The sequence below is a fragment of the Pseudoalteromonas galatheae genome (genome assembly GCF_005886105.2).
Classification (GTDB): domain Bacteria; phylum Pseudomonadota; class Gammaproteobacteria; order Enterobacterales; family Alteromonadaceae; genus Pseudoalteromonas; species Pseudoalteromonas galatheae.
The window spans coordinates 2,254,295-2,275,157 of the sequence record NZ_PNCO02000001.1; the positions used below are offsets into that span (position 1 = coordinate 2,254,295).

Consider the following 20,863-nt stretch of genomic DNA (forward strand, 5'->3'; position numbering starts at 1 on the left):
ATAAGCAATTAATGCAGTGTTCTTACCAATATGCTAGGTATATGGGGGAGGAGAGAAAACTTTCAAGAGACTGAACAAAATTTTTAACAAGCCGCCCTGCTTTTTGGGTTAAACGATCAAAAATCAGGGCTTTTGACAACAAGAGCTAGATTAGAGTTTCTTCCGCCCACTAAACGCATGCATCAGCGTCATACCGTCTACCAGATCTAACTCACCGCCAACTGGCATACCGTGAGCAATACGAGACGCTTCAACTTGATATTTGTGACATAACTCGGAAATATAATGCGCCGTTGCCTCACCTTCTACCGTTGGGTTGGTCGCTAAGATAACTTCGTTAATATTGCCAGCACTTAGTTTACGCTCAAGAACATCAAGGCCAATTTCATTGGGACCAATGCCATCCAAAGGTGATAAATGTCCCATCAGCACAAAATATAAGCCGTTAAATTGCCCTGTTTGCTCTATCGCCAATACGTCCGTTGGTGATTCAACTACGCAAAGCAGTCCTGTGTCTTGGCGCTTGATACTTTGACAAATATCACACACCTCAACTTCACTAAATGTTCGGCAGCTTGAACAGTGACCAATAGCTTGCATCGCATGAGTCAGGCTCTGCCCTAGTTGACTGCCACCCTCTCTGTCTCGCTCTAATAAATGAAAGGCAATACGCTGCGCAGACTTAGGCCCAATGCCAGGTAAACAACGCAGCGCTTCAATAAGCGCCGTTAAACTTGGTGATAATTGCATAAATTCGTTTCTTGTGGTCAATACAGTACAACAGCACTGATAATAATGCCGAAATGATAAGGGATATTGCTATTGATTTAAAGCCTGATCCTATTTCACTCTCTGCTATACATTTTTCCTTTTGAAAGCACATTCTTCGTGAATTTCCCAACAATTCGACTCAAATGCTTGCAGCAAAAGCGTATTCACTCGACAATAGTTAAATTCCCGATAGTAAGTACAATAAGACAACTGTCGGGCCCACTTCTCGAACTAGGTAGAGACTACATAATGAAAAAAACGATAATAGCAAGTGCGCTTACAGCCATCATGCTGACGGCTTGCTCTGAGCCACAAGTAACAACAAGTGAAACCAAACAAGCAGAAAATGTGGCAGTAGCTACAGGTAAGGCAGAACTTGGTAGTTTTGGTGTTGACCTCAGTGCACGTGACGAAAGTGTAAAACCTGGCGATGATTTCTTTATGTACGCCAGCGGCACTTGGTACAAAAACTACGAAATGCCAGCAGACAAAACGCGTTTTGGTGCATTCTCAGCACTTGCTGAACGCAGCGAAGAACAAGTAAAAACCATTATCGAAGAAATAGCTAACGGTAAAAATCTAAATGCCGAAGAGCAGCTGATCGCCGATTTTTACAATGCTTATATGGATGTGGAAACCCTAAATAAGCTGGGTATTACACCTATTCAACCACTACTCGCTGACATTGACGCCATTAGTAACACTGACGGTCTCACCAAAGCATTTGGTCAATCTTGGTTAACTGGCGTAAAAGCGCCGATCGGTGGCGGTATGTGGTTTAACCGTCTAGATCCAAATAAATATGAGATGTCGATGGGTGCTGGCGGACTTGGACTACCAGACCGCTCTTACTATTTAGAACAAGCTGAACGTTTTGTTAAAACTCGCGAAGCATACGTTGCACATATTGCAGATATGCTTAAATTTGCGGGTAAAGACAAGCCGACTGAGCGCGCAGAAGCCATTCTAGCCCTAGAAACCAAAATTGCTGAGGGCCATTGGCCACGTGAAAAACGCAGAAACCGCGACCTCACATTAAATCAAGTCAAACGTGACGAGCTAGCAACACAGTACCCAGGCTTTAATTGGGATCTATATTTTACTGAAACGGGCTATAAAGTACCTCAACTAAATATCTCTCAGCCTGAGCCGATTAAAGCGATGATTGCACTTATCAACTCTGAAGACTTGGCCGTTTGGAAAGACTACCTAACCTATCATGCCATTAGCGGCAACGCATCGCTGCTGTCTGAAGATATCTTCAATACTAACTTTGAATTTTATGGCAAGCATTTAAGTGGTCAGCAAGAGCCGCGCGCTCGTTGGAAACGCGCAATCAGCGAAATGTCTGGTACTACTTCGCTTGGCTTTGCAATTGGTAAGGTTTACGTTGCCCGTTACTTCCCTGAGTCTTCTAAAAAACAAATGTCAGAATTGGTTGAAAATCTACGCACCGCCCTTGGTGAAAGGATTGAAAGCTTAGACTGGATGGGCGAAGAAACGAAAGTAAATGCTCAGGCAAAACTTGCCGCATTTACGCCTAAGATTGGCTACCCTGACAACTGGCAATCATTTGATGGGTTAACCTTAAGCCGTGATAACTTAATGACGAATGTGAAAAGCCTACGTGAGTTTTTCCGTAATGATAGCATCGCTAAAGAGCTTGAAAAAACCGATCGTAACCGCTGGGGCATGACACCACAACGCGTTAACGCTTACTACAACAGCTCGTTTAATGAAATCGTTTTCCCAGCGGCAATTTTACAACCGCCATTCTTCGACCCAAATGCAGATCCTGCAGTAAACTACGGCGGTATTGGCGCGGTGATAGGCCATGAAATGGGCCACGGCTTTGACGACCAAGGTTCTAAATCAGATGCCAAGGGTATTCAGCGTAACTGGTGGACCGATGCCGATCGCGCTGCTTTCGAAGAAAAAGCAGACAAGCTCGCAGCACAATACAACAAATATGAGCCTATTGAAGGTAACTTTGTAAATGGTCGTAACAGCCTTGGTGAAAACATCGGTGATGTGGGTGGCCTTGCGATGGCTTACCATGCCTATAAACTGAGTCTAAACGGCAAAGAAGCACCTGTGATTGATGGCCTGACAGGCGACCAACGTTTCTTCCTTGCTTGGGCACAAGTATGGAAAGAAAAGCGTACTGAGCAAAGTATGCTAAACCAGCTGCGCGCAGGTACACACGCACCGGGTCAATTTAGAGCCCTTGCGCCTCGCAACCATGATGCATGGTACAAAGCGTTTGACGTAAAACCGGGCGACAAACTTTACCTTGCACCAGAAGAGCGCGTTCGTATCTGGTAGTAACTTAAATCCCAGAGCATAACCTGCCGTCACTGGCAGGTTATGCTGTTTTAACGTCGCGTAATACGCTTTTGCTTGGTTAGGTATGCACCGCACAATCCGCTCAAAAACCCAAAAATATGACTTGAACTACTCGTCTGTGCAGAAAAATCAAGTAGCGTCGCTAAAAAGCTAATATTGGCATAGTAAGTCAAGACCAACAGCGCCATAAAACTAACGATGCCAAGCACATCGCGATTAAAAAGTGCAGCCCCAAGCAGTAAACCAAAATACCCCATCACAATACCTGACGCACCAATGTGATTAGCGTGCCCAGCAAATAGCCACACCAAAAGCCCCGTAGCAACTACAATAAAGAGCGTTGCTCGCTTGAACCTCGGTAATCTCGCTGCCAAATAACCGCTAATACTTAAGCCGAGCAAATTACTCAGCAAATGTCCCCAGCTGCCATGTATAAAAGGTGCAGTTAATACCCCACTTAAATGATCGACATTGTGCGGTACAATTCCAAATCGATAAACTGGTAAACCAAAAATACCACCTAACACCTGTACGAGGCACATCACCACCATGGCGTACAAAACCAGCTTAAAATTGTCAGGGAAGAGTAGCGCTCGCTTACTCATATTACTTCCTTATAACAGATAAAAAAATAGCGCCTTATTAAGCGCTATTTCGAATAGATTTGCAAACTCAGCCCCAGTGAACTTTAAATACTTAGTTTGTAGTTACGATCCGTCAGCTTTCATAGGATTAAGATGCGACCTTTGGGAGAAATGAAATATCCACATGGTATTTGCTCGGGTTTCCTTCTTCAATTAACACCGTTATCTCTTCTCGGTCTATGTGGTTGCTTGGATCAAACCATATATTATCACTATTAAAAATATGCAATTGCGATGTTGCGGGGTTTCTCCATTGTGCACAAATTTGGTAAGGATTTTTGCCGTTAAACTCTATTCTGCGGTTAACTTCAACACGCTGAAACTTAGCCACCACAGGTGTTCCTTTTTCTTTTAGATACTTCACTTTCTTATTTTTTGACGCGCCAAATAAGATAATTGAAAGTCCAATAAGAAAAAATACGGAGCCCATTCCTGCCAAAATCATAACCCCGCCCCATAGCGAGAACGTATCGTTAATTTCAGCTTTATCGATTGAATCTTCTAGATAAGCGACACTAACAACCTCTCCTATTGAGTAACTGTTCGGGCCGCCCCCGGTAGAGGACACAAACTCCACTATTTCGCCATTTTTAGTGCGGAATTTAACGAACGGAGTATAGGTATCCGAGTCTTCAGACTGGGAACGAATAAGGTCTATCACTGTGCCTTCGGTAATAACTGCACGGTCTAGAAAGTCTTGTGTACTGTTGTACATTACAAGTGACCCGATTAACAGTGCGGCCCCTATTAGAGTGAAGATATATTTGACTATCATGAGCAATTCCTTTTTGCTTGAATGTTTGTAAATCATATATGCATAGCATGCACAACACGTTTTTGGATCAGACTAAACTAGTTTGACCTAGAGGGTAGATGTTATTTACGTGGCGAGAATAGATTGAAGCAAGCGACTTCACTTGGATTGATTTACAAGTTATATCGTTACGGCGATGCTCATTCCCTGACCAAACATCGTATCTTTTGCGGCCTATTAGACCGTTTTTTATCATCAAATACAAGTGTCTTTGACAACGTTTTCGGTGATACAAATAAAACTTAAACCTAACACCCATTGCGGTTTCAACAGCATTGCTATCCGCTCATATAATTATTTAATCCAAGATAACCAATAAAATCTCACCATGGCGTACGGGCAAAATAGAGAGACAAATAATCTATCAATGCCCTCACGGTTGGAGACATATACTTTCTCGAAGAATAGAGCACGTATATATTCATATCGTTTGGCTTCCAATCAGGTAGTACCTGCTTAAGCTCACCAGATTTGATGTAGCGGTTAACCAAATAAGTGGGTTGAATTGCCAGACCAGCACCATTTAACGCTGCATGCAATAACGCGGTCGCCTCGTTCGCAGTTAAACGGCAGTTTACCGCTACCGACTGCTGTGAGTTACCTTTGCGCAAATGCCAGATATGCTGCTGAAAGTTCTTATACCCGAGACACAAGTGCTCAGCTAGGTCATCTGGTTTTTTGATTTCACTTGCATTCGCAAGGTACTGTGGGGACGCCACGATAACTGAGCTACATACTGCAATTGATTTACCAATCAAAGAAGGGTCCGGTGCAGAGGCAATACGAATAGCAAGATCTATCTGACTCTCAGTGAGATCGGCCACAGAGTCTTGCAAATCAATGTCAATATTTACGTCAGGATGTGCTGACATAAACTGTTGAATAGCGGGCACGAGTTGAGAAAAGCCAAAAGACATACTGGTTGCTAGTCGAACCGTACCAGACAGTTTGCCGCTGGTATCCGCCAGGCCGGTTATGGTGTCGGCTTGCCTTAGCCACTGTCTCACTTCTTCCAAGCAGGACTCCCCTGCTGTCGTTAAAGACACCTTTCTTGTGGTGCGGTGCAACAAACGAATGTTTAGCCAGCTTTCCATTGCTTCAATGTACCGAGTTACCATAGGGCGAGACATATCTAGCCTGTCAGCCGTCGCGGTAAAGCTACCCGTGATTGCAACGTCGGCAAATACCTTAGCAGCGATGAGTCTATCCATATATTTGCTCGATTTATGAAACAATGATGTTTAGTTTGGCATGTTTTTCTGAACCTATCAATTTCATATCATCTGCTCCGTACTAAACCTAAAGAGGCAAAAGAATATGAAACACCTAACGTTGATAGCAGCATCAATTTTATTAGCAAGCAATGCGATTGCAGCAAACACCGCCCCACTTACACTGGATGTTTATAACGCTGACAAAAACAGCTTCCACGTTAACTCAACGCTAGTGATTGGTGAGAGTGAAGTGATGGTCGTAGATACGGGTTTTACCAAAGCGGATGCACTACGCATAGCTGCCAAAGTGCTCGACAGCGGCAAAACCCTAAAAACGATTTTTATCAGCCAAGCTGATCCGGACTATTATTTTGGCGCGGAAGTACTACACACTTTGTTCCCAGAAGCTAAGATCCTAACCACAGCGGCCGTAAAAGCAGTGATTGAAGAAAAACTCGCGGGTAAATTAGCATTCTGGACACCAAAAATGGGGGAAAATGCACCTGTTAAGCCATACATCCCAACAGTTGTAGAAGGAAATACACTCTTTGTTGATGGGCACAAAATAGAGATCCACGGCACGCAATCTGAGCTGGCACACCGCCCCTACTTATGGATCCCGTCAAGTAAAGCGGTTTTGGGCAATGTTGCAGTCTATGGTAATGTGCACTTATGGATGGCTGATACACAATCCCAACGCAGTCAACAAGCGTGGAGTCGCCAATTAAAAGAGTTAAAAGCACTCAAGCCAGAGGTTGTAATACCTGGTCACATGAAAGCAGGCACCAAACTTGATTCAAGTACCATAAGCTACTCGCAGCAGTATTTAAGCGACTTTAGTCAGGCAAAAAGCAGCAGTAAAAATAGCGCTGAGCTGATTGATAGTATGTCTGCACGCTACCCTGATGCAGGATTACCTATGGCGTTGGGTATTGGTGCTAAGGTACATATGGGAGAGATGAAATGGTAAAAGTGCACTACTTCTTCGACCCCATGTGTGGCTGGTGTTACGGTGCGACTGCACTGTTGGATGCGATTGCAGCCAACAGTGACCTCAAGCTTGAATTGCATCCTGGAGGGATGATTGCCAACCAATCTATAGAGAAAGTGTTCCGCAATCACATTCTCACAAGTGATGCGCGTATAGCCAGCGTAACAGGCGCGCAGTTTGGCAAAGGTTACATTCAAAGGGTGAAGAGTAACGATCCGATGATCCTTGACTCATACATCACCGCTCGTGCCATCATAACCGCTGAGCAATTGGACATAACGCCACTTAACATGCTTAAAACGATTCAGCATGCCCACTATATAGAGGGCAAACAGGTTAACCGAGCTGAAGTCATAGAAGGACTCGCGGTAGAGCTTGGGCTAGATAAAAACCACTGGCAACGAGCTATGCTGGCAAACCAAGGTACTGAGCAAACAAAAATCGCGCAAAGCCGCCTATTAATGCAAAAGCTTCAAGTTACTGGCTTCCCAACCCTTATCCTTGAAAAGCATGAGAAACAGATAAAGCTTCCGCATACTGCCTATTACGGTAAGCCCGATGCTTGGCGCCAGTTGATTGATGACTATATACAGTAGTTACAAGCTTTGGGGTTGATGGATAGAAAAACACCCACCCTGCCAGCGAGTAAAAACAGTCTGAACTTTATTTTCTCCGCAATTAGATACATTTAAGCAAGCAAGATAACAATTTTGATGGGGTAAGGCCTGACATTCATGCTTAACACTGAGCGTTGTGCAAACGGTTAGACTTACCCAACCTATTCGATACTCAATTACACATTTATGTTAATTCTAGGATATATTGCCTCGTTCATTTTCATTGCAAACAGCATTGGGTGGCTATTCACTTTTTCCTCAAGTGTATGATAATCCTGACCAAAGCCCGTATCATGGAATTGGTTTTCGAAGCTTTTACTTAACTCATTCAACCTAATATTGCCATAAAGGTCCTTTGCTTCGATGCCTTGCCGATCTGCACCAGAGAATCGAACAATTTGTGCAAGTCCTTCATGTACCTGTTCATAGGCATTTTTTAGCTTATTGTTTTCGTTAATTATAGACTCAAGATCCTCACGCAATTTATCGTCTACACTTCCACCAACGAGCTTTAGTGTGCCATCTTCCTCTTGCGATAAATCTAAAGAACTCAAATCAATTCCTGGATTTAAGCTAATTTGTTCTTTTTTAAATTTTTCAAACTCGCTTAAGGTGGTTGCAAACGCCTCTTGTGTCTCTTCCATCACTTTATAATTCTGTTTGCTAATCTCAAAAGTTTCTTGTTTTAATTTTTGGATTTCTTCTTCAGTTAATACTGGCGTATTTTCGGCTGACAATGCCGCAGCGTTCATCTCCTTCTCTGGTGCTTGAGGTTCGATGCTATGCGCCTTAGCCTCCTTTTTAGCGGTTAAGTTACTGGCTAAATTGACCTGCGAATTAACTAGTGGTGAATTGATGTTCACTGTTTCAGTCCTTGATAGTGGTAAATACCTAATGTAGAAAACATTAACATTTGTGCTGATTTTCTCAAGGATAAAAGAAAACAACATTTGTAACCGCTTTTAAAAGACTAAAATACTGCATAAGACATGCAGGTATTTTACTTACTTCTTTTTTCTTCTTTTGTATTGGTCTATTGCTGATTTTACTTTTATATAAATTTTAATAGAGGAAATAGGACTGTAAGGGTTATGATTCTTGCCAAGCTTACCCCTTGCGGCTCGTTGCTAATTAGCCTTAATTAACAGTTTTTAGACATAGAAAGCTGAAGAAATTGTCGTAACCAGAAACACATGAGTGCTAAAAATAAAAGCCACGAATGGTTTATAAGATCTTGAAATATAAATTTTTACAAGAAAACGTTCATTTACTCGGTTTTGCAACTTGCTAAAATAGTTCGCTTGCCTAGTTAAGAAGGGAGCAACCATGTAACCTTGATGTGCAAGGTTACATGTGCAATGAGCCGCTTAGTTTACAGCGTCAATTCCAAAAGTATCAGGGCAATTCCCCTGACCGTTACCAACTACGCTAGGCGCAGACAGTAAATCTTTCATTGTATCTGTGCTAGTAACGTCTTTAGGTAATGCAATTTGTAGCTCAGTTAAAATACCTTGTTTACATTGCAGCGCTACGCGGTGATAACTGCCTTCACCAAATTCTTTATCGAACGCGGCTTGAAAGGCACTCCGGTCAGTTTGCTTGCCAATGTTCTGATCAATATAATCACTCACAAAGCTCGACTCATTCACCTGCTGCAATAAATTCATCGCCAACGTAAAGTAACTGTCCTCACTTAATCCAGAGCAAGTGCCATGTTTCCACCACTCGTGTCGTTGCAAACAAGTACCGCTGGCTTCACTTGGCATCACCTTGCCTAATCTCGCTCTCACATCAGCTGCTAAATCCAGTGCAGGATATTCACAGAATGTAGCGGGCTTGGTTTTCACTCGGCCACAGCTACCGTAGTTTCTCCCACATGACTTTTTGTTAGGCCAGTAACCATGCAAGGTAAAATGAGACGCATCCCAGCGCTTTGGTGTCAATGACTTACACTCAGGCTTATTGCGACCAGTAAACTCACAAAATGCTGGTTGCCAACTAATAGCCAAGACATGAGAGTCAAAAATACCTGGGTAATGACACTGTGGATCACCGTCTTGACGCCCCCCTCCTCGGCTATCCACGACTAAATCACTTAAATCTCCACAACTGGCCGACACCCAGCGATCAGGTGAAGGGTTATATGTAGTCTTTACTCTTACCCAATTTACTTGTTGCGCCTCTTGGGCATCAACTTCAATAATGGGGTACGTTTCTCCTGGAGTTGATTCAAGTGAACCCGGGTTGGTTCCTTTACGCTTAGACTGGTACATATCACATGACTGGCTTGCGATAAAACTCCCTTTGGCAGGGGTAGCTGCGGCATAAAGTGATGTTAGCCCTAAGGCCAATGCGGTGGATATAATCATCATTTTCATTTAAGTAGCTCTCATTTATATTCATTCTGCGGCTTTGGGTTGGTCGCCTAGTGCCTTAATTTCGGATGGTATTGCGCGCTGTTCTCAAGTTTGCGCGGTTATAAAGTAGTGAAAGTATTTGTCATTTCCTTAGCAATAAGAGATTTCTAGATTTATTTAGTGACGAGGGCTCAAAATTGCTTACAACCTCCAGAATGGAGGTAATAAAAGCTAGAGCTGAGATTGAGCACAATCTCAAAACCAATAAATTTACATTAAATAAGCTTTTAATTACAAAAGATTGCAAACCGACTGAGATAAAAGAATTACAACTCATTACAGTTATTCAATGACACCATAACTTTTTATTAAATCCGGCTTTAGATAGGTAGCAAAGAGCTCCGTGCCCCCTGACCTTTTATAGCGGTATGTGGTAAAAATTTTTAATCTGCAATCGAGCGATGGACTCCAAGCAGCGGATTACAACTATAAGGAAATGAAATGATTGTTGAACATGTAATTTCAGGGGGACTAACACAGGTTAATAACAACTCACCAAAATATCCGATCCATAGGGCTTGAGAAGCAACTAAGGTCAGATCTTGGCTTTTGCCTTTTGGAAAAATAACTCCTTAAAAAATAGAGTAATTTCCGTGGGCAGCCATTCCAGTTTACTTTTCTCTGACTCAGCAAAGTAGTAGCAAAAGGCACGACTTGACCACAGCCCTCCTCATGCCAAAACCTTGAGTGCTTTGCCTAAACATTAGTTTTAAAAATTATTTAAAATTCTCTGTTCAAGGAGTGAACGACAGGATTAGTAGGTCACACAAATTAGCTAACTATACATTTTTAAACAAATTAATTTTGAGTAATTCAATAATATTTGAGTCTACAGTGGAGCATTAACAACCAACATAAAGGATTTTGCTTTGCTTTTAACAAACTTACAATCATCTTTTAAATTCGCTCATTTAGCGTTATTAACCTTACTATTAAGCGCGTGTGGTTCGGATATAACTCAAACTTCGCCCTTAGTTGATGAAACTGAGCTCCCTAAAGAAGTGGGTATTGCACAAGATGGTGCATTAAAACAGCATTTAGAAAGTATTCGACAGGCATATAATGTACCTGCAATTACGGCTATGACAGTAAAAGATGGCTTAGTGTACGAAATTGCCAGCACTGGCTATCGTGATATACAAAGCCTTGAACCTGTAAGCGATAATGATCGTTGGGCGATCGGCTCTGTCGCAAAATCTATGACCGCTTTGCTCGCCGCTCGTTTAGTGGAACAAGGCCTCATTACTTTTGACACTACCGTCATAGATATATTTCCTGAACTTAAAGGCCAAATTCGACCAGAACATGAGACAATCACTTTACAGAATCTGTTGAGCATGACATCCGGATTAAAAAAGGACATAGGTGCAAAAAATCAGCAGTGGTACGACAATACCAAGCCTTTAACCGAATTAAGATATGAGCTAACAAAAGAGGTGCTTAATACCGCTGCAGTGAAAACCCGAAGTGAGTTTTGGTATAGTAATGTTGGTTACGTGATAGCAGGACATATGTTAGAGCGAGTCAGCAATCAGACTTGGGAGTGGCTTATTGGCGAAGAAGTCTTTGGGCAATTAGGCATCACTAATTATGGTTTTGGTGAACCGAGCTTTGAGAGCGCAAATCAGCCTAAAGGGCATATTTACGAAAATGGTCACTGGCATGGGGTAACTGAAGAAAAAAAGCTTGCTCCAAAAGTATATGGTCCGGCCGGTACGGTGAATATAAGTTTACCTGACCTTGCTGTTTATTTTTCGTCGGTATTAGAGGGAATGCAGGGAGGTGACAATATTGTGAGTAAAGAGAGTTACAAAATGTTGCTCTCGCCTTATAGTAAAATTCAAGACAGCCATTCTGAGTATGCGATGGGCTGGTTTGTCAAGTCAGATAAAACGGCTTTTGGTCATGACGGTTTTACGGTCGCATTTTCGGTCAGTAGCCTGCTTTATCCTAGTCAAAATAGCGCTTATTTTGCGGCAGTGAATGGCGATACAGATAACGCACCCAAAGCACTCTCGCAAGCGTTAGAAGTGCTTATGAAAAGAAACTCTATAGAATAGTCAATTTGATAGCTTAGGCAAATGAAGCATCGACGTTATATTCTATTAGGGCCTGAAACCCATCGCGCTTGGTATTCGACGCTGATGCCACACCTTAAGGCAGAGGGTCAATCTTGTAGTAATTATTAGAGTCAGATCTTGCTTATTGCCTTCATGTTCTTTTCTAAACGAACAACTGCCGTAAATAAGGTTAGGTATGCGCGAGTTTCGACCACAGATCCGTCTTTAGGTTTACAAGTAGCCAAACTTGAGGAAGCGGATTACGACAAAGTATTTATTAATATGACTTACTTTGTTGATTTGTAGGTCGAATAAAGCGTGCAACGCCGCCATCCGACAAACCTTTTGCACAGCAGTTACACTTTTTTCATAACTCAGTTGGAAAGCGCCTACGACTTTTCCAACCTATGGGAACACGCTAATAAAGTGTGATCTAACGAGCGAAGAATAAGTGTTTTATTTGATTTAGTTTTTAAATTTAGAAAGATAGGAATTAGTATGTTTTAGTATAGTTTTGGTAACTATTAATAAGACTTACACTACAAACAACAAATATTGCTGTTTGAAGTGTAAGTTTGCATAAACAACGGTAAAACTTCACTCACTTAAAAGCACATTTGAAGTGTAAGTTGACATAAATTTGAAACATAACCTTGCAAAGGGTGGTTCGACTATGAGGATTTACTCAGATTCAGCTTTGTGCTGTGGCTGACATGTACTAGCTCATTAAGCCAATTTCATCAAAAAGTTATCTATTTCAATCACGCTGTAACTCTCTCCTTAAACTCCTTAAATATTCTAACCCATGTGTAACTCCACCCAATTTAGTACAGCTATTTCATAGAATTTTATGCAGCCTCAAGGTAACCAATTGGTGTCATATCGCCAAGTGAATCATGTGGTCGCTCATAATTGTAAATATCTAACCACTCATCAGTGATTTCACGTACTTCTTGAAGTGACTCAAACAAGTATAAATCTAGCACTTCTTCACGGTAACTCCGATTAAACCTTTCAACAAAACCATTTTGGTAAGGACTGCCAGGCTCTATAAATTCCAACTTGATGTCATTTTTCATTGCCCAATCTTCGAGTGCCGTTGAAGTAAATTCTGGGCCATTGTCCGCTCTAATCTGCTTTGGTTTTCCTCGCCAAGCAATAATTTGTTGTAGCGTTCTAATAACGCGTTCAGAAGTTAAGCTTGTATCGACCTCAATCGCCAGTGCTTGTCGGTTGAAATCATCCAGCACATTCAGTGTTCTAAAGCGATGTCCATAGCTTAATGCGTCACTCATAAAGTCCATTGACCACGATTCATTATGTTGTGTCGGTGCACTTAATGGTTCAGGTGTTCTTGTTGGAACACGGCGCTTCCCCTTACGTCTCAAGTTTAGTTTTAGCATGTTGTAAACGCGTTCAACACGCTTTTTATTCCACGGCTTACCTTTATTGCGAAGCCTTTTGAATAGCTTAGGCAGCCCCCACCTAGGATGGCGCTCTACCAGCGCAAGTAATGCGTCGATAACTTCATCATCTAACGGCCGTTTATGTTTGTAATAAAAAACTGAGCGGCTTAGCCCTGCCACTTCACAAGCAAATGCGACGCTGACGTTAAATTGAGCTCTTAAATGCTCTACCCAAGCTCTGCGCCTACTTGTTTTTACAGCTTTTTTGCGATGATATCCTCAAGCATCGAGTGCTTTAGGCTAAGCGTTGCAAACATATCTTTTAGCTTACGGTTTTCTTCTTCAAGCTCTTTGAGGCGTTTAATATCAGACGCTTCCATACCGCCATATTTTGAGCGCCATTTGTAAAATGTACTTTGGCCGATGCCATGTTTACGGCAGATTTCTGGTACAGGAATACCTGACTCAGCTTCTTTGATCATGCTGACAATTTGGGTTTCGGTGAACTTGCTTTTTCTCATCGTAAATTTTCCTATTTTAGTTAATGGAAAATTCTACTTATAAACTGTTTCATTTTTTGGGGGAGTTACACATGCCTTGCAAACTCGTTATGTGGCTCAACATAAGTCCAAAATGCAAACTTTCCTTGTAACGAGTCTAAATAATTAGGTTTTTTTATCTTTAGTTTTGATATGTGTGAAATTAACCCATACTTTTTTATATAAAAGAGCTCTTGCTTTAATGTTCTTCTAGTTTTCCTAGGTAACTGAAGCCTGCTATTTTTTACAGATATACCAGTAACTATTTTTTGCTTATTTCCAATAATTAGTTTCGTTTTTTGCTTATTAACATTTAACCCAAAGTCAACTATGATTTCATTGACTATTTCTATGAATGTATGAGGAATATAATTACCGGAAAAAGTCAGGTCATCTGCATAACGAGTATAAGTGAGGGAATATTTTTTCGCTAATCTATAAATTCTCATATCTAGATGCACAAGAAGAATATTACTTAATGCAGGGCTTGTTGCGGCTCCTTGAGGTAAAGCGCCATTAAAGCAGCATAATGATGCTAAAATATAAGAAACATTATTTGCATAGCCTAGCTTTGAGAATAGATTAATTACCCAATTAATGGTAATTGTGTCAAAAAAATCCTGCAAATCCATTTTTAAAACAACTCGTTCATTCAAATGAGCTTTTGCGTTACTAACAATAGATTTGCTTTTTATATACCCATGAGCACAGTAATGGGTCTTCAAGCCCATTAATATATTTTCATATATCCATTTCTGACATATTAATAGTGATGGATATGGTGAAGAAATCCTTCTTTTTCCACCTTTCTTTTTTGAGATATCGAAACTTCTATAGAAAGAACTGGGGGACGAAACCATCTTATATAAAATTACAGGTTTAATCCCTAAAAGGTTGGACAAGTGCTCTGCTTCAAATACAACAGGAAGATTCTGACTTTCTAAATATTCGATATACGGTAGATAAATATTAATTAAATCAGTGGAAACACCTTTATTTTTAAAGAAAAGTTCCCACTCTTGCATTCTTAAAGATATTTTTTTCATCAATGTAAGCTTGTAGAAGCTACCTTCATTACTATGCACAAGTATTTAAAACTTTCATGTTTCGCTCGCGAAACATTCAAGTTTTAAATACAGAACTAGAATAGCGAAGCTATTCAGGGTTTTTTATATTTGATGTGGCTAAAGCTCACCTTAACCAAAGAGCGACTTCACTCTAATGTACTAGCTTCTACAAGCCAATGACAATTTAGCGCACTTTCAAGATTTTTAAAAGCTTTTTATCCAGTAAATTTACGCTAGGTATATAAAAATCATTTTTTAAAGGGGGACTGTTCAAAAATTCGGAAGGTATTGCTCTCCAGTTTTTATCTTCTTTCAGCTTGTTATTAAAAAGTACAGTCTCAAACCCAAGCTTCGTAATAATAAAAAAGTATTCCTTTTTCTTTTCGATCATTTCTTTGTTTTCTAATTGATTCATTACTTTTAAGTAATCAGAAAAGGAACCTCTGAACTTTTTAAACAAAGTAAAAGCACTTAATCCATGAGCCGAACTATAAAGTTGTCTTAACAAAATAAGCTGATGTATTGTTAAATCACTTTTACGCATCCTGCATAGCCCTTGTTAATATAGGTTTTCTTCTTGAATTATCACTATAGATTGGCCACCAAAAAATAGGGAAAACACTATTTGGAGTATTACCATTTTCCCTTGTGTAAAGTGATTCAGTTTCTCCATAACCTAAACTAGGAAGTTGTCTATCTTTATAAGACTCAGCTAAAATTTTTTCTAAATCTTTCATTAACTTTAAATTTTCATCCACCTCAATATTTGAGTAAAACTCAGATATGCCTTTATCTATATCTAAAAGTGAATGTATTTCTATGTCAGCATCATGTATTGCTTGTTTACCTACAGTTGATGCTGCAACAACAACAACTTTAAAAGTAACCTTACTTAGTAAGTCACTATAGCTATTTTTTAAGGTTTTTATCCTTCCCAAGACCGTTTGACCACTACCAACAAACTCGTCAACTAATACAATATTAACGTGTTGTGAACCTTCATCGTTAAACTTTTTTCTAGACCTATTAAAGTTTTTTGAAGAAATATGATCAGTCCATCCATTTTCTTGAAGTGGCATCTTTAAATTGTACAAAATCATATCTGCACTATCTGGGTCTGAGTTTGCAGACATTCCTAAAATTTGAGTATTACTGTCTTCAGCTCCAGGTAGATTTGTTATGTAATCAGCCATTGCTCTTATACGTTTAGGAAAATCCAGATCAGATATATATGTGAATCGACTAAGAAGATCTATTACCAATTTTCTTTGTTCATCGCTCGCGCAGTCTTTAAAGATTAAATTACTCACTTTATCTATTTTCTTATTAAGCCACGGTTGTTTTTCGTTAAGTTTAAATAAAATTTTAAAGCTTTTTTCATCTAAGGTTATGTCTAGCATGAGAGTTTACTTATAAGTTTATTGATTTTTTCTATTTGTGAAAAAAGAAGTTACTTCCCGTCCCAAATATTCATCTAAATTATTCCAATCACGTATCAATATTGCAATAGAAATATGCAACTGGGACCTCCACTAGGTCTGAAATACATTTTAGCGTCAAAAAGTCAGGTAAATGTTTTCCTTTTTCATACTGATTCATTCTTGCACTGGTAGTACTTGGTTCCATTCCTTACTCAATTCCTAATTTCTGATGAGTATAACTTGCTGCTATTCTTGCTTCTTTGAGGCGTGGATGTAACTACCCCAGATTTTTTACAGTTCATTAGTAGAATAATGCTGCCTCAATTGATCTCTTAGTGCATCATGAGGCCGTTTATAATTTTAAATATCCAATCATTCATCCATGATATCGCGAACTTGCTGTAGTGGCCCAACTAAATATTAGTTTTATTTCTTGGGGAGCTTTACAGTCAGTGAGGCGCATCCATTCTCCAATAACCAGTATTTACCCAATTTAACTTTTAGCATTTGCTCTTTGTTTAAACAACTCATAGTCGTCCAGAAAAAAGTGCATTGGGAGTGGATATCGGTAGTGCCTGCAAGCAATCGTCACTAGAGGTTCCAAACCTTCTGAAACAGCCGTCAAACCTTCAAAGTAGTCGGTATTCACACATTCAGAGAATACCTGTTCTAGAAGTAATTCATTCTTGCGTACAAGATCTATAGGATGAAGTACCCCACCATGCCTGCCTTTATTGGTGTATAAGAACTTCTCGGTATCAGCTAAAGGATACCAATACTGCATTTCACAATGTTTTAATGAGTTTTCACAAAAGTCGGACAGCACTTCTTTTATTTCATCCATTTCTAGTAATGACGCTATTACTCCAATAAGCGGATATGAAATACTACTCCGCGTAAGCTCCTCAAGTTGCTCTTTAGTCTTACTTTCTTCGATGTTTATCAATTGTGCATAGTCAAGATTGACTGTGGGAAACGCTCTCCCACCCTGATACGAGTGGCGTAAAATGTAAACCATTTCACCAAGCCAGTCTTTGATGAATTGAATATTCTCTTCATCTAGTGATAAACAATAAATAGCGATAGATAAATCAATTGCTTGATCATCTTTAAAGGGAGCCATTAATACTGGGTTATTTACGATTAACTGTTTAATGGCTTCAAAGGCTTGATGAAGGCTGGAAATCAACTCTTCTCTTTTCCCCTCATCTTCGCTTCCTTGCTTTCTTATTTCATTCGATAACCATATTCCTTGAACACCCAGTCGACTCAAAATATCAAATAGCTTCAGGCTCACATCAAATTTACAATTGGCACGCACTGCATTTGAGATTGAATGTTTTTTCCCGACATGAGGAGTAACACATTTTTCGAGAAATTCATTGGTAATTGTATGATATGTATTAAGACATAAAGAAAACGTATTAAGTATCTCACGAGGAACTTTTGACTTTGAACTAGTATAAGGTTTTGCTATTTCCCAAGCATTCAACAATGCAACTTCACTGGCTAAATAAGCTGCGTCAACGTTATTTGCCTCTCGACACCAAGAAAAGAGAATCCACAAGGATATATTTAGCTGTCGTATGTGAGTTAAAGCTTCCTTATCACTTTTAAATGTCTTGCCACATAACCACCTCACCAACTTAGCATATGATTCGTATGACAGTTCAGGATCTTCAATTAGTGCTATTGACTTCCTGAGTAAAAATCGTTTTTCTTTTGGCATTAGCTCTTCCGCCAAGAAGTGCTCGCTTATCAAGTTAGATAGTTTTTCACCGTCCCATTCCTCAAAACTGACTTGCTCAGTTTGAAAAAATTTTTCATAGCTGCTAACCGTCTGCCTTACGTCTTGCTTTATCTCTCCACCTATACAAATACACACCTTTACAGGCAACTCTCCAAGTTCACTGGGTAGATGTGTAGGAATATATGTTTGCAATATATCATCTAGCGATTGCTTAATGCCTTGAGAGCTAGAGTCACTCCAGTCACTTCTTTTTATATCTCCTGGCTTAACCGTAAAAAGATAAACTGAATTCTCCATTTCACCTAGCTGTCCTACTGCAGCAACATCTACTCCATATTGCCTCGGACCAATCATTGGGGTAGAAAACACTCTTAGTCCCATTTGAGATAATAAATCAGGCAATAAAGAGTCTAGCTCGTTACGCTCTTTCAAAGCTAATAGGTATTCCCTTAATATCAATTTCATTGTTCACTTCCTTCGTACTTAAACTGCGAGAGTTGAAGTTCTAGACCATATGGGTCCAATGATTCCTGCCTTGGAAATTCATAACGATACTCGATCGACTGGGGCTGTAATTCTGCTCTTTTTTGCTCTCCATCTCCATGGTAAATTTGATGAATAGAACCATTTCCATAGAGCAATGTTACACTTTTAAATAGCTCTGAAAGCCCACCTTTGTCGCTTTCTTTGTACGACCTCTCTGACTGTTGGTCGAAATTTTTATACCAAGTTTCGTAATGTGACTGCGGACAACATAACTCTTTTGTACCCCAAGCAGATTCAAGGCCCTCGTCATAAACCGCTAAACGATCTAAAACTCTATGTACTGAGGTCGTAATGTGAGTACGTTCATCGTCTTTCAATGACTCTAAGTATCTTTTTACTTTACCCGGATAGTTAATCAATAAAGGCTCGTATATCAAACCTTCTAACTGCTCCGCTTCCTCATCTGTTGCCGTTTCGAGTAAAGAAACTAGAAAGCTTGTAGCTGTGACGGGTATGTGAAATAGCCACCCAACAGCCTTTCTAGCCGTATACATTTTAATGCCAGTATCACTAATTAAAAGCATCTCATCTGCGTGTAAGGAGCTTTCCTCTCCATGAATGTGATCAAATAAATCTTGAACAGCTGAATGCAAAGCAACTTTTTTAGACATTAACCATTTAGTTACTATGAAGTTAAACTTCTCATTTTCTGGTTTTATTATTTCATGCACCACAGAACTAAAGTCATTGAGAGTGACATGTCTTAAGTTTGCTATTAAATATGACTCAATAAAGGCCAATGAATTATCAATAGCTCCATTTTGAATTTGTTTTCTCAATCCGTAAGAAAAGTTGCGAATAATCGCTTTGTTTTGAGGATTAACAGAGCTTAGGCAACAAAGTAATTTCTTAAAAGTTTCTTCTGAAACAACTCCTTCGTTAAACATAACAATTTTCGAAATTTCTAGTAAAACCCTATCATCTGTTAGCGCAATAATTTTCTCCACACTATCATCAATACTTAGTGACCCATTTGCTCTCTTTAACCATGTAAGCGAGTTTACTGCTGGGACATAAAGCTCTGCTGTGGGTTCAGACGAAACTATATTAGAGATGTGCATAAACGCGGTATAAGTGTCATCAAGTCGATTTGAATAGTTGAACCTACCCAAGGCGTGTATTGCTTCAGCCCTAACACATAAAATACCACTAGCCGAAAGTAATAACGCTTCTGAGAAATACTTTTGGAAGTGTATTTTGGAACCAGCTAACAGTGAATATGAAATAAACTGAGATATTGAATCACTGTTTTCTATTGAATACTCGAGACTTTTGATAACTCTTATTTCATCTTTTGCGCAGAATTCTATATAAGATTCAAATAAGTCATGAGAAGCGACATTATTTACGCTTAATCCATTCAGGTGATTAATAACTTCGATAACTTCAACTTCAATCTCTGGTAGAAGTCTAGAGAAGAGCCCACGAATTGAGTATTTGTCATATTCATCTGTTACGTTGACAGAAGAAAATATCTTAAATACATCGAGCTGCGAACTTTGATGTAATTGTGTCAGTGCTTCTACAACTGACTCCGTATCTAAACCACGCTCAGTGAGTTCTAAGATTTCTTCGACAAAGTTATCTTGAGCAGCAGAATCTAAAATTCTTGTTTCTAAATTAGTCACTTGTATGTGCAGTCCTGTTATCGTTTATATATCCATACATAAAGCTGTTTGGGCAACTATGTTAAAAATCATACACATATTTCTGTTTATTTGAACAAAAAGCCCCAGTAAATTCAGGGGCTTTTAAATTGGCCTCTGCCTTTGCATTTCCAGCTGCCTATGCGGCAGGTCACTATTAAAGTTAGTCTAAAACTTTATAAATTCCATATAATTACCCTAACTTTTAACAAATAACCTTTGTTTTACCGACAGCTCGTAACTCTTTGATATACAGCGCTCCAAAAGCGATCGATATTTAAAAGGCTAATAGCGGAACACTGCCTTTGTGCTCTTCGTTTGTTGCAAAGCCATAACTGTTATATGTGCTTTGTATTGAGTCTGTTGGCTCTAACCTTAGATAAAGAACAAAATCGTTTTGATTGCTTCTGCTGGCGATGGGGATTTTATGAAGTGCGCTAACCTCAGTATCACTCGGCAGTTACTGTGGAATGTACTCCTCACCTCTGGCTTCGGCTCTGCGTTTTACGCGTTCCATTCGGCGGCGTTCTTCGCCCATACAGAACTTACCTAAGTTTGATCGCGAATAATGGAAACTTTAGGAGCATCAGCAGAAACTAGTTTGATAACAGAGG

Annotated in this window: 16 protein-coding genes and 1 pseudogene; 4 read left to right on the top strand and 13 right to left on the bottom strand. The window is 39.8% G+C overall.

All coding sequences use genetic code 11. From position 1 onward, the window contains the following. Nucleotides 1-150 precede the first annotated feature (150 nt). Nucleotides 151-750 (bottom strand): recombination mediator RecR, encoded by a 600-nt coding sequence (gene recR / locus CWC29_RS09885; RefSeq protein ID WP_010606421.1) that lies wholly within the window; start codon nucleotides 748-750, stop codon nucleotides 151-153. Nucleotides 751-1,020: 270 nt separating this feature from the next. Here recR and CWC29_RS09890 point away from each other — a divergent pair, with 270 nt between their 5' ends. Further along, on the top strand, nucleotides 1,021-3,096 hold the full coding sequence (locus CWC29_RS09890) for a M13 family metallopeptidase (protein WP_138524297.1): 2,076 nt from the start codon (nucleotides 1,021-1,023) through the stop codon (nucleotides 3,094-3,096). 50 nt (nucleotides 3,097-3,146) lie between these two features. Here CWC29_RS09890 and CWC29_RS09895 read toward each other — a convergent pair whose 3' ends face one another. The 3 genes from CWC29_RS09895 to CWC29_RS09905 all read right to left on the bottom strand — a co-directional run bounded on the left by CWC29_RS09895 (nucleotide 3,147) and on the right by CWC29_RS09905 (nucleotide 5,786). Then, entirely contained in the window at nucleotides 3,147-3,722 is a 576-nt protein-coding gene (locus CWC29_RS09895) for a rhomboid family intramembrane serine protease (protein ID WP_138524295.1), read from the bottom strand. Nucleotides 3,723-3,849: 127 nt separating this feature from the next. Beyond that, entirely contained in the window at nucleotides 3,850-4,536 is a 687-nt protein-coding gene (locus CWC29_RS09900; protein ID WP_138524293.1) for a DUF3592 domain-containing protein, read from the bottom strand. A 362-nt stretch (nucleotides 4,537-4,898) separates the two neighbouring features. Continuing rightward, nucleotides 4,899-5,786, bottom strand: coding sequence for a LysR family transcriptional regulator (locus CWC29_RS09905; RefSeq protein ID WP_138524291.1), 888 nt, complete (start codon nucleotides 5,784-5,786; stop codon nucleotides 4,899-4,901). 106 nt (nucleotides 5,787-5,892) lie between these two features. Here CWC29_RS09905 and CWC29_RS09910 point away from each other — a divergent pair, with 106 nt between their 5' ends. Continuing rightward, complete coding sequence (locus tag CWC29_RS09910) at nucleotides 5,893-6,759, top strand: MBL fold metallo-hydrolase (protein ID WP_138524289.1); 867 nt, start codon at nucleotides 5,893-5,895, stop codon at nucleotides 6,757-6,759. Continuing rightward, on the top strand, nucleotides 6,753-7,376 hold the full coding sequence (locus tag CWC29_RS09915) for a DsbA family protein (RefSeq protein ID WP_138524288.1): 624 nt from the start codon (nucleotides 6,753-6,755) through the stop codon (nucleotides 7,374-7,376). Before CWC29_RS09910 ends, CWC29_RS09915 begins: the two co-directional genes overlap by 7 nt. A 197-nt stretch (nucleotides 7,377-7,573) precedes the next feature. Here the strand turns inward: CWC29_RS09915 and CWC29_RS09920 are convergent, their stop codons facing one another. Further along, nucleotides 7,574-8,260, bottom strand: a complete 687-nt coding sequence (locus tag CWC29_RS09920) for a hypothetical protein (protein ID WP_138524286.1) — start codon at nucleotides 8,258-8,260, stop codon at nucleotides 7,574-7,576. Nucleotides 8,261-8,764: 504 nt separating this feature from the next. Further along, on the bottom strand, nucleotides 8,765-9,775 hold the full coding sequence (locus tag CWC29_RS09925; protein ID WP_138524284.1) for a ribonuclease T2 family protein: 1,011 nt from the start codon (nucleotides 9,773-9,775) through the stop codon (nucleotides 8,765-8,767). Nucleotides 9,776-10,683: 908 nt separating this feature from the next. Between CWC29_RS09925 and CWC29_RS09930 the strand changes: the two genes are divergently transcribed. After that, the gene (locus tag CWC29_RS09930; protein WP_167815423.1) at nucleotides 10,684-11,874 is read left to right on the top strand and encodes a serine hydrolase domain-containing protein; all 1,191 of its coding nucleotides are present in this window, start codon (nucleotides 10,684-10,686) and stop codon (nucleotides 11,872-11,874) included. An 848-nt stretch (nucleotides 11,875-12,722) separates the two neighbouring features. On the opposite strand, the gene CWC29_RS09935 is transcribed toward CWC29_RS09930, so the two are convergent. From CWC29_RS09935 to CWC29_RS09960, 7 genes and pseudogenes are all read right to left on the bottom strand, one after another. Beyond that, nucleotides 12,723-13,801 (bottom strand): IS3 family transposase gene (locus tag CWC29_RS09935; protein WP_138524894.1). Its coding sequence is split into 2 segments (ribosomal slippage): nucleotides 12,723-13,549 and nucleotides 13,549-13,801, totalling 1,080 coding nucleotides; the frame shifts between segments, so codons are not numbered across the junction. A gap of 65 nt (nucleotides 13,802-13,866) precedes the next feature. Next, on the bottom strand, nucleotides 13,867-14,865 hold the full coding sequence (locus CWC29_RS09940; RefSeq protein ID WP_138523488.1) for a reverse transcriptase family protein: 999 nt from the start codon (nucleotides 14,863-14,865) through the stop codon (nucleotides 13,867-13,869). 205 nt (nucleotides 14,866-15,070) lie between these two features. Next, nucleotides 15,071-15,430 carry a hypothetical protein gene (locus CWC29_RS09945; RefSeq protein WP_138523486.1) on the bottom strand — a complete coding sequence of 120 codons (360 nt, stop codon included), beginning with the start codon at nucleotides 15,428-15,430 and terminating at the stop codon, nucleotides 15,071-15,073. Continuing rightward, complete coding sequence (locus tag CWC29_RS09950) at nucleotides 15,423-16,286, bottom strand: phosphoribosyltransferase-like protein (protein ID WP_138523484.1); 864 nt, start codon at nucleotides 16,284-16,286, stop codon at nucleotides 15,423-15,425. Before CWC29_RS09950 ends, CWC29_RS09945 begins: the two co-directional genes overlap by 8 nt. A gap of 94 nt (nucleotides 16,287-16,380) precedes the next feature. Further along, nucleotides 16,381-16,557: pseudogene (locus CWC29_RS23720) on the bottom strand (helix-turn-helix domain-containing protein); the annotation flags it as partial. 243 nt (nucleotides 16,558-16,800) lie between these two features. Continuing rightward, nucleotides 16,801-18,522: a hypothetical protein gene (locus tag CWC29_RS09955; protein ID WP_138523482.1), complete on the bottom strand. Its 1,722-nt coding sequence runs from the start codon at nucleotides 18,520-18,522 to the stop codon at nucleotides 16,801-16,803. Next, complete coding sequence (locus CWC29_RS09960; RefSeq protein ID WP_138523480.1) at nucleotides 18,519-20,231, bottom strand: hypothetical protein; 1,713 nt, start codon at nucleotides 20,229-20,231, stop codon at nucleotides 18,519-18,521. Before CWC29_RS09960 ends, CWC29_RS09955 begins: the two co-directional genes overlap by 4 nt. Nucleotides 20,232-20,863 lie beyond the last annotated feature (632 nt).